This is a genomic window from Caballeronia calidae (genome assembly GCF_900044055.2).
Lineage (GTDB): Bacteria > Pseudomonadota > Gammaproteobacteria > Burkholderiales > Burkholderiaceae > Caballeronia > Caballeronia calidae.
This window is the reverse complement of sequence record NZ_FCOX02000126.1, coordinates 1-9610: the sequence shown is the minus strand read 5'-3', so window position 1 is coordinate 9610 and position 9610 is coordinate 1. Positions and strand designations below refer to the sequence as shown.

At 56.7% G+C, this 9610-nt stretch carries 7 protein-coding genes and 4 pseudogenes; 6 read left to right on the top strand and 5 right to left on the bottom strand.

Features of this window, described 5'->3' with window-relative positions:
* Positions 1-327 precede the first annotated feature (327 nt).
* The 4 genes and pseudogenes from AWB78_RS47160 to AWB78_RS40110 form a co-directional block, all read left to right on the top strand.
* A pseudogene (locus AWB78_RS47160) lies at positions 328-576 on the top strand (ISAs1 family transposase); the annotation flags it as partial.
* 932 nt (positions 577-1508) lie between these two features.
* The gene (locus tag AWB78_RS40120; protein ID WP_082883617.1) at positions 1509-2816 is read left to right on the top strand and encodes a ShET2/EspL2 family type III secretion system effector toxin; all 1308 of its coding nucleotides are present in this window, start codon (positions 1509-1511) and stop codon (positions 2814-2816) included.
* 359 nt (positions 2817-3175) lie between these two features.
* Positions 3176-3523 (top strand): hypothetical protein, encoded by a 348-nt coding sequence (locus tag AWB78_RS48925; RefSeq protein ID WP_232478074.1) that lies wholly within the window; start codon positions 3176-3178, stop codon positions 3521-3523.
* 19 nt (positions 3524-3542) lie between these two features.
* A complete protein-coding gene (locus AWB78_RS40110; protein ID WP_062612534.1) occupies positions 3543-4196 on the top strand; it encodes a reverse transcriptase domain-containing protein in 654 nt (217 codons plus the stop codon).
* 40 nt (positions 4197-4236) lie between these two features.
* Here AWB78_RS40110 and AWB78_RS40105 read toward each other — a convergent pair.
* The 5 genes and pseudogenes from AWB78_RS40105 to AWB78_RS40085 all read right to left on the bottom strand — a co-directional run.
* Positions 4237-4713 (bottom strand): annotated as a pseudogene (locus AWB78_RS40105) (transposase); the annotation flags it as partial.
* Positions 4714-4822: 109 nt separating this feature from the next.
* Positions 4823-5812 carry a tyrosine-type recombinase/integrase gene (locus AWB78_RS40100; protein ID WP_062612533.1) on the bottom strand — a complete coding sequence of 330 codons (990 nt, stop codon included), beginning with the start codon at positions 5810-5812 and terminating at the stop codon, positions 4823-4825.
* Entirely contained in the window at positions 5809-6735 is a 927-nt protein-coding gene (locus AWB78_RS40095; RefSeq protein ID WP_062612531.1) for a tyrosine-type recombinase/integrase, read from the bottom strand. Before AWB78_RS40095 ends, AWB78_RS40100 begins: the two co-directional genes overlap by 4 nt.
* Entirely contained in the window at positions 6732-7940 is a 1209-nt protein-coding gene (locus AWB78_RS40090) for a site-specific integrase (protein ID WP_062612530.1), read from the bottom strand. The genes AWB78_RS40095 and AWB78_RS40090 overlap by 4 nt, the downstream gene beginning before the upstream one ends.
* Before the next feature lie 135 nt (positions 7941-8075).
* A pseudogene (locus tag AWB78_RS40085) lies at positions 8076-8870 on the bottom strand (IS256 family transposase); the annotation flags it as partial.
* Positions 8871-8998: 128 nt separating this feature from the next.
* Between AWB78_RS40085 and AWB78_RS40080 the strand changes: the two are divergent.
* On the top strand, positions 8999-9367 hold the full coding sequence (locus AWB78_RS40080; protein WP_074173680.1) for a group II intron maturase-specific domain-containing protein: 369 nt from the start codon (positions 8999-9001) through the stop codon (positions 9365-9367).
* 31 nt (positions 9368-9398) lie between these two features.
* Positions 9399-9610: pseudogene (locus AWB78_RS48920) on the top strand (hypothetical protein); the annotation flags it as partial.

Below are 9610 nucleotides of genomic sequence, written 5' to 3'. Positions count from 1 at the left end.
AGCGTGCGATCGCCCGCAAGATCGTGGACGCCGGCGCGCACTATGTGCTGGCCATCAAGGCCAATCATAATTCCCCCTGGCTGAGCGTTCGTCTGGCGCATGAAGCCAACGGGCGTCTGTCGCCGGAAAAGCGCGGCGAGCTCGTGAGCTGAGCGAACATCGCGAGATCGGCAAGGACCATGGCCGGATCGAGACCCGGCATGGTATTGCGTTCGAATGAGCCACACTTGATGAGGCATCGCCGCGGCCCTATGCCCGTTCGGCGGCCATTGTCGACGCTACGCGTGAAATAGGTGACGCCACCACAACTGAAACCGCTACTACCTTTCCAGCCTGCCGGCGAACGCCGCTCGCCTGGCGCACACGGTGCGTTCGCACTGGGTGATCGAAAATGGCATGCACGGGTGCCTGGACATGGCGTTCGGCGAAGAGCAGTGTCGCGTGCGTATTGACAATGCTGCGCGGAACTTCGCCGTGCTCCGGCGCATTTCGATGAATCTGCTGCGCGATGACCTGACCTTGAAAGTAGGGCTCAGAAATCGGCGCCTCAAGGCTCTTCAAGGCATGTGCAAATGACCGCTATATGGCATAGCTTCTTGGCTGGGCCGACAGCCAATCAGTATGAAAATTCGTGCGATTGCCCTGAGTAGGCGGTCGCGCGACTTGGCGCTGCGGTCCTAGATAGAGCAGGGTGGAGGGGCACTTCCGACCCATTGCTCAAGAGTGAATCGCTCGTTGAGTGAGCGGATCACTTCCACGACGCCGTCGAAGGGACGGACGATGTCAAAGATGGACGATCCATTCTGACCTTCGGCCCCGACGTTCATCGCGCCGGGGCCGTTTCGCATGGGCGTCCGTACGCGCGACGCTTCCCCGTCTGGCTGCCCGTTCCGTCGCGCACTGCTCAAGACAACATACTTCTCGTCGGGCGCGCGACAAACTTCATCGTCTCACCTCGAATAGCGCGCGACGCCGAACCTATTCCAGCGCGCGCCATAACACAAGACAAGAACGAGCTTTGATGCCCTCATTACTTAATGTTCGACACGCTACGGGGAGCAGCACGTGTCGCACATTCAGCGTTTCCCTAGAGAAAGTCCTGCTGCTGCCATTGCGTTCAGAAATCAATACAATCGCGACTGGCGCCTTGAAAAGCTGGGCTTCAAATCATCCATGCCTCCGTTCCTCTCTTTTACGGAATGTTGGCATCCACTTTGTCACCCGACCAGGGCGGGCGGAGATCGATAATCCTTGAACGAAATCGATGCATCGGTCGATGGCGAAGCGGACATCGAAGCTTTCTTCATTCAATATCATATCTGCCGGCCGTGCAAGAACATGACAATAACCTAAAACGAGCTAACTGCCTACAGCATGTCGCTTGACGCGCGGCTGACGGACAACATGTCGCATCGTCAAAAACCGCCCAAAGCACGGCGACTCGTAGTCACCGAACAAAGCCCCAAGGATTTGGGGCAACATATAATTCATTTTTGTGAGAGCTTATCATGCGCCCTATTTCTCCGAACCACACTTGTAACGCTTCGTTTTTTGATGAAAATCAAAAGAGCGAGTGCGTTGAACCCAACAAAAAAACATCCCCTCATAACGAAACGCTGAGTAGTGGCCTAAAAGCAAAGAGAGAATTGTACCACAAAAAAAATGAGCATTTTTTTGGGGAGCGCGGCGATACTGTCAGATCATACAATGGCAAATTCAAGCTTGAAAACGGAGACGAGGCAGTATGCCGACATCTGGCTGTTGGATGGTTGGAGCGCGAAACAATGGATTATAGGCTTTTTACTTCACAAGATGGGATAGACAAGCTCCAGCTCAGTGAGGAAAAGCTTAAATCGTTCTATAATAATTCGATTTCGAGCACTTTCGATCAACGGGACTTTGGTGCGTGGCTGAAATTTGCTTTCGAAAAAGCTATACCCGGGAAACCATATGGCGCGCTCATAGAAACGGGCGGGCTACCCGAAGGTCACTCCCTGGCCATTAAATACAAAGTCAAAAAAGAGGGCGATCAGCTTCGCTACGTTGTTTCTGCATTCGATCCCAATGTGACGACCACGCATTCGCGTACAGCTGGATTTAGGCTGGAAGAGCTGACGGGGAAAAGTGTCGGTCATTTCTTTAAAGCGGGCTTGGTAGAAAAGAGGGACAAAAGCGGCGTGGTTTCCATTGGGATGGACTCCTACATAGACGAGGGGTGTAATAAAATTTCCTTGCTGATGAAAAAAGACGACTTTTTTCTTCCGGATAATATAGTAACAGACCGCGGTGTGGTCGCCAACAGAAGTAAGATTGCCGATGCGCTCCAATACTCACAAATTGGCAAACTTGGCGACGTTAGTGAATTCATAAAAAAAATAACGTCAATTCGATCACTTGATTCGGGAGTTAAGCATGACCTGTTTCATAAGAAGGGAATGGTGGGCAAGGCTCTGAAAAGCGCTGACATGAATTGCATTATAAAATTTGGTGAACTTTTAAAGAGCGCCGGATGCACTCCCGAAGATTCCTTTCAATTTATAACATTAGAACCGTTGATGTATAAAGGAGATGAACCCGGTCCATCTTGGTTTTCTACGCAAGTGATTGAAATGATTAAAGCTGACCCGGAGCGATTGCAGTCCATTGGCGATCTGATCGACGCCGCTGGAATCACTGATAAGGAGATGATTAAAAAAATGCTTTTGCCTGAGAATTTCCGGGAGATCCTTAAGGGCGCACAGAGCATGCCGGGTTATGAAGAATTTGTCGCGTTACTTAAGCGTTATAGTATCTCCGATATATTAGAGAATATTTGAGTACGAGTTAAACGTTTAATGATTATTTGTTTGAGCCGGAATCCTGAGGATTTGTCGGGGTCTTCAGGGGGGGTGACATCACGCGGTATTGTTAGGTTGTTGCGAGCTCGGTGGATATGGATTCCCCGTCAAGCTGAACCCTACGACCTCATATTTCGCGATCAACGGTTGTTAGCCGGCTCCGCGACCCCCGCTGCGGAGGCGAAAAGCGGAAGCATCGCGGGGCGAGATTGCGCTTCGTCGCTGGGGTCGAGCGCCAATCCACCCAAGTTAGGCGCGTCTGCCGCCCCGGAAATCAATCAAGTTAAAAAAGCACTTGACGCGAAGCCAACTTCGCGCGGCGGCCAATGAGGATCTTTTTGATCTTCCTTGGCCCCATGTCTCTTTCCACTCTGCTTGCCGATCTCGCAGCCCATATGCAGACTGATCAGTTTCCTCTGCTTGCTTGCGATCCGGAGCATCCCACGGCGTTCCAACGTCGTCGCAAATTGCCCTTGCCGGCACTGATCGCATTGATGCTCACCGGCATGCGCAAGAGCGTCCAGACCGAACTGGACGAGTTCTTTGGGCATCTGCAGCAACAGGCACAATTGCTGCGCAGGGTATCCGGGCAAGCATTCGCGCAAGCGCGCGCCAAACTCTCCACGAGCGCCATTCCGGCGCTCAATGACTGGCTACTTATATACCAAAAAGCAATGGCAAGATGAGAGCGCTCGGAATCCCAGCATGGTCGACAGAGCGATGCAGGCGTTACACCTGCTTGCTCTTGAGCCTGTGTCGGAAACGTGCGCAGACTCGCACTCGTATGGATTTCGTCGGGACCGCTCAACAGCAGACGCCATCGAGCAATGCTTTACTGCGCTCGCGAAGAAGACATCGTCACAGTGGATTTTAGAAGGCGATATCCGGGCATGTTTCGACACGATCCAACATTCAACCCTGTTGGACAAGATCGCGAAGCGCATTCAGGATCCCCAGGTCTTGCGCCTGGTCAAGCAGGTTATCAAAGCAGCAGGTAAGATCGGCGTCCCGCAAGGAGGCCCGTTCAGCCCGCTCGCCGCGAACATCTACTTGAACGAGATCGACTGGATGTTCGACGAGATTCGCCGCAAGACGGCGCAGGGACCTTACGAGGCAGTGAACTATCACCGGTTTGCTGATGATATCGTCATTACCGTCAGCGGCCACCACACGAAACGCGGCTGGGCAGAACGCGCCCTGCTTCGTCTGCGGGAACAACTCGTGCCACTTGGCGTCGAGTTGAACACGGAGAAAACCACGGTGGTGGACACGCTGCACGGGGACGCCTTTGGGTTCCTGGGGTTCGACCTGCGTCGCGTGCGCAAACGAGCGGGGAACGGATACTTCATTCGGAGCTAACGTCAAGAGTGGTGTATGAACAATTTGACGGCAGTCGATTTCAAGCGGCGAGTTTCTGCTGACCCGGTCGATCGTCTTGCACCGGTTCGCCGTCCTTGAAGGCAACGCCCTCAAGCAACAGCTTGATCTTTTCCGGGCCGTTGATACGGCGCCAGGTTTTCTCGGCTTCCTCGATCAGCTTGAATGCCAGTCCGAGGAAGGTTGGTCGCGATACGCAGTTACGCGTTCGCGTCGTACGGTGGCGCACCGTCGCGAACGTCGATTCAATTGCGTTGGTCGTGCGCAGATGCTGCCAGTGCTCGGCAGGGAATTCGTAAAATGCGAGCAAGGCCTCCCGGTCCTTCTTCAACGTCTCGGTCGCCTTCGGATATCTGGCCGCGTAGATCGACACGAAACGATCGAACGCGGCGTGCGCGTCGGCGCGGGTCGCCGCCATCCAGATTGATTGCATGTCGGCCTTCGCGCGTGCCTGTTGCGACTTGGGCAGCGCGTTCATGACGTTTCCCATTTTATGAAACTTATTCCGACGTCGGAATAAGTTTCATTACGCCGAATTCCGGATTACGCCGATGTGGAGCGGGAAGCTGGCACCGCGGGTGGTGAACGCGCAGTAGGCGTCGGCATAATCAGAGCGACTCCAGGAAGGCCAGTAGCTTGTCGGTGGGACAATATCGACCCACCTTCGCGGTGGGCATTCGAGCTCGGTCGAGGGCCTGCTCCTTGATACCCAGATGCGCATGAAGATAGATTGCGGTGGTGTCGACGCGCTCATGCCCTAGCCATAGAGCAATCACCGTGGGATCTACTCCCGCTTCCAGAAGCCGCATTGCCGCGGTATGCCTCAACACATGGCAAGTGATGTTTTTCTTTCCCAATGTCGGACACGTCGCCGATGCTGTAGCTGCGTGAAGGGCGATGCGGCGCTCAATCGCGTCTCGGCTGAGTGGTGTTCCGGCACGCGTTGTGAACAGCCGCGCCGACGGATTGACGTCGCACTCGGCAAGCCAGGTGCGGAGCACGTTGACCACCGGGACAGTCAACGGGGTAATGCGATTCTTTCGACCCTTCCCCTGGCAGGCGAGATGTGCGCCAACGCCGATGTGAACGTCGCTCTGTCTCAGGCCGATCAACTCTGAGATTCGCAAGCCGGTTTGCACTGCAACCAGTAGCAAAACGTGATCGCGACGCCCTGACCACGAGGCGCGATCGGGCGCCGCGAGCAACGCTTGCACTTCGGCTTCGGTGAGAAAAGCAACGATGGCACGCTCAAAGCGCTTGGATTGTATCGCCAGAACTCGGGCGATGGTGGCCGCGCATTCGGGGTTGCGTAATGCCGCGTAGCGAAATAGTGAGTGGATGGCAGCAAGCCGAGCGTTACGCGTGCGTGCGCCATTTTTGCGTTCCAGCTCAAGATGGTCCAGGAAGGCACAGACAAGCGGCGCGTCGAGGTCAGAAAAATCGAGCGCCGAAGGTGATTTGCCGGTTCGCTTCGCGCAAAAGCCAAGTAACAATCGCCACGTATCGCGATACGCGGAGACAGTACATGGGCTCGCGTGCCGCTCGCGAAGGAGCCGATCAGTGAAAAACGCCTGAAGGGTTATGGCAAGTGCTGTCATGCTCGTTCTCCACGTGGATACTCCAGACGCTCGGCTGCCTTCGTGAGCAGTTCCGGTGCTGCCGATAGATACCAGTAACTCGACGCGGGATTGGCATGTCCAAGATACGTTGAAAGCAGCGTGAGACGCTGCTGCGTATCCGAGCCATCTCGATACGCGTCAAGTAGCGCGTTGACGGCGAATGCATGGCGCAAGTCATGGATACGAGGGCGGCACCGACCTGTGCGCTGGGTAAGAGTGACTTGGCTCACCAGGCGCTGAAATGTCCAATGAACGTTGCAGTACAGGAGCCGACTGCCAGTCGGGGAGATGAATAGGGCCTCGGATCTCGCGGCGCAGGAAACACGGCTGCGGCAGGTAAGGTAGCGCTTCAGGGCCGTGACCGCCGTTGGGTGCAATGGAAGTTCCCGCGTCTTATTGAACTTTGCCTCCCGGATAATGAGCGTACCGTTGCGCGCATCGAAATCCTGCCGATCCAGATTGATCGCCTCACCGACACGCATACCGGTGACGGTGAGTAACCCAATCAATGTCTGGTAAGTTGCCGCTCGCAGTGGGGAGTTGAGCATTCCGGCAGCGTTGATCAACTCGACAATCTCGTCCTCGCGATACAGATACGGGATAGCTCGGTGAGCCCTCCAGGGCAGCAGGTCCGGCGACGGCACCTCAACCGTGGGATCGGTGGCGTGTAGATAGTTGGCGAAGGCACGAACCGCTGACAGACGATAGGACCACCAGTTGTTACAGGCGTTCTTCGGTTGGCATGCCCATGTCAGTGCATGTTGCGTCGTTATTGTTGGCGCTCCAGTGTCCAGAAAGGATTTAATGAATTGATTTAGCAGCTTCTCCTGTCGTCGCAATTTATACCCCAGGGAGCGACGCAAATTCAGGTAGTCAGCCAGCGCAAGATGTAAATCGTTCATGCTGCACCTCCTGGCCATGCTCTGGCGAGTAGGCGCAATCCCTCGCGGTCAACCTTCGCGTAGATTGCAGTGGTCATCAGACGGCGATGCCGCAGCACTTGTGCGACTCCGGGAAGCGCGACGCCGGAGCGCACCATTTGGGTTGCAAGTGTGTGACGTAGCTGATGGGCGCCCACGTTAGTGAGGCCCGCGCGTGAAGCGGCGGCGACCACCACGTCTGTGACACCGGTAGACGAGAGCGCACGATGAGGCGCCCGTGTACGTACGAACACGGTGCGGCCCTGTGCGGTATCGGGTCGACCAGTTTGAAGGTACGCAGCCAACGCTTCGCCGACGTCCGCGGGCAAAGGGAGGCGTTCGAGGTGCCGACCTTTACCTCTCACGACGAGCTCACCTGTGCGCCAGTCGATGTCGTCAAGATTGAGCTTACGTACTTCGCCAGCACGCAAGCCCAGACGCGCGAGCAACATCAGGATTGCGAAATTGCGACAGCCGCTACCGGTGCGCCGATCGCAGGCTGCCATTAGTCGTTCTACGTCGCATGGCTCCAGTGCGCGTGGTAACCCTGCCAAGCTCCACCCTGCAACCGACGGGACTGCTGTGTCCAGCCGCTGCGCTATCAGCCCCTCCATGTGCAAGTAGATCAACAATGACCGTAGGGCGGTAACCGCGAGCTTTGCTGAACCTCTGGAGGGACCACGACTAGCCGCGAGCACAAATCTGTTCAGGTGCTCTGGCCGCAAGTCCGTCCAGTCGAGTTCGTCATTGGCAACTCGGTTCTTAACGAACGGACGTACCATGTAGACGTATCCACAAGCGGTGGTGCCGGCAAGCCCTCGCATATCGAGCAGATATTTGTGATAGCGAGCAAGCAGTGCCTCGCCGGGACCCAACACTGCTGGTTCAGTTGCCACTGCAACTCCAACAGCACGGAGGTAGCCGACCAGCGGTGCCAGCGCTTTGCGCGAGAGCCACAACCTGTAGCCCTGTGCGCGTCGCGCGTCCAGGAATTCAGTCAGGACCGGCGTGGAGATCGCCGTCGCATCTAGCCGTTTCGAGGCGAGCCACCGGCTCAGATGTGCTAAAAGCTGAAGTTGATTTGCCGCGGCATTGGGCCGGTAACCTTGTTTGCGTAACTCGGCGGCGAAGCCGTCTGCGAACGCGGTAAGAGGCCCGGTCATCCGAACTCGAGATGGATCTGACATGAGTTGTCTCCTTCTCCAAGTGGTGGAGAAGAAAGCATCGCTCAATGGGTACGATTATGCCGAAGCCTACTGCGCGTTCACCACCCGCGGTGCCAGCTTCCCGCTGCACATCGGCGTAATCCGGAATTCGGCGTAATGAAACCAGCAGCGCTGGCCACGCGTCGCCGGAAACACCTCTTCCAGCGCCGCCCAGAAGCCCATGGCGCCGTCGCCGACGGCCAGCCGCGGCCCCGCCTTCAGACCGCGCTTTTTCAGGTCGAGCAGCAGCTCTAGCCACGACGCTTTCGTCTCGCGATACCCATCGCCGATCGCCACACGTTCTTTGCTTCCATCCGGTTTTACGCCGATGATGACCAGCAAGCATTGCCCATCGGAGTTCTCGCTGCGCAGCCCCGTGTGAATGCCGTCTACCCACCAATAGACGTGGTGCGACCCGGACATGTCGCGCCGGCTCCAGGCCACATGCTCGTCGGCCCATTGCGCCTTGAGCCGGCTCACCACGTTGGCCGACAAGCCCTTGGCGTCATCGCCCAGCAGCACACTCAACGCTTCGCCCATATCGCCCGTCGAGATGCCCTTCAGATACAGCCAGGGCAGCGCTGCGCTCACGCGAGGCGACTTCCTCACGTACGGCGGCACGATCGTCGAATTGAACTTCACACCCGATCCCGATCGATCGCGCACCTTCGGCACCTTCACCGCAATTGGCCCGGCGGCCGTCAACACCTCGCGCTCTGGCAAGTAGCCGTTGCGCACGACGGCGCGCTGCCCTTGCAAAGTCTTGACGTTCGCGAACCGCTCCATCAGCTCTGACAGCTCCGCTTCGATCGCTTGTTGAATCACTTGCCGCGCCCCGTGACGAACCAGTTCGTCCAGGCCAAGCCCGACTCCCGATAGACCGACGACTGCTTTTTCCGTATCCTTGCTCATGGTGGATGGTTTGATGTTTGCTGGATTCCGACTTCGACAATCAGATTCTCAGCTGAAACCTCCACCGCCTTCAACTTCCCGCCTCAACTCCCCCGTACACCACTTCCGACAATAGCTCCTTCATTCGGATGACCCCCAAGAAGAAGGCCCGCCAAGCCATCAAGGCGAAGATTCGCGACATCATCAGGCACGGAGGCTCGACTCCGGCCGTGAAGCTGATCGCGAAGCTCAACGCTGCGGTCGCGGGTTGGGTCAACTACTTTCGGGTCGGCAACGCCAGTCGCGCCTTCAGTGAGGTGCGCGACTATCTGGAGATGAAGGTTCGAACTCTGCTGACGCGGCGCAAGCGACGCCAGAAGCGGAGTGTCGGGCGGCGGCGATGGAGTAACGAGTACCTCTACGGCGTCCTGGGCTTGTACTGGGACTGGAAAACGCGTCCGCTGTCGGGCGCGGAGGAGTTTCGCGTGAAAGTGGCCGTCGCACGACAGGACCCATAACCCTTGCGATGAATCTTACTGGGTGAGCTGCTTGAGGGAAAACCTCACGATCAGTTCTTATGGGGAGGGGCTGGAAACGGGCCGGGTTCGCCGCGTACCGCGCCAGTTCCTTACCCGACAACCGCTGTTTCACAATCTCAAGCGTTGGTGGGGATTCAACAATCTCTGGCAGCAGACGCGCACCGTACTCGAACTCTGGATGCAGATTCGTTCGTGCGCCTGGACACCCACGCAGTTGCTCAG

Coding starts and splice junctions, on each gene's coding strand:
- AWB78_RS40080 (WP_074173680.1), top strand. CDS start 8,999: ATGACCCCCAAGAAGAAGGCCCGCCAAGCCATCAAGGCGAAGATTCGC.
- AWB78_RS40090 (WP_062612530.1), bottom strand. CDS start 7,940: ATGTCAGATCCATCTCGAGTTCGGATGACCGGGCCTCTTACCGCGTTC.
- AWB78_RS40120 (WP_082883617.1), top strand. CDS start 1,509: ATGCGCCCTATTTCTCCGAACCACACTTGTAACGCTTCGTTTTTTGAT.
- AWB78_RS40110 (WP_062612534.1), top strand. CDS start 3,543: ATGGTCGACAGAGCGATGCAGGCGTTACACCTGCTTGCTCTTGAGCCT.
- AWB78_RS40100 (WP_062612533.1), bottom strand. CDS start 5,812: ATGACAGCACTTGCCATAACCCTTCAGGCGTTTTTCACTGATCGGCTC.
- AWB78_RS40095 (WP_062612531.1), bottom strand. CDS start 6,735: ATGAACGATTTACATCTTGCGCTGGCTGACTACCTGAATTTGCGTCGC.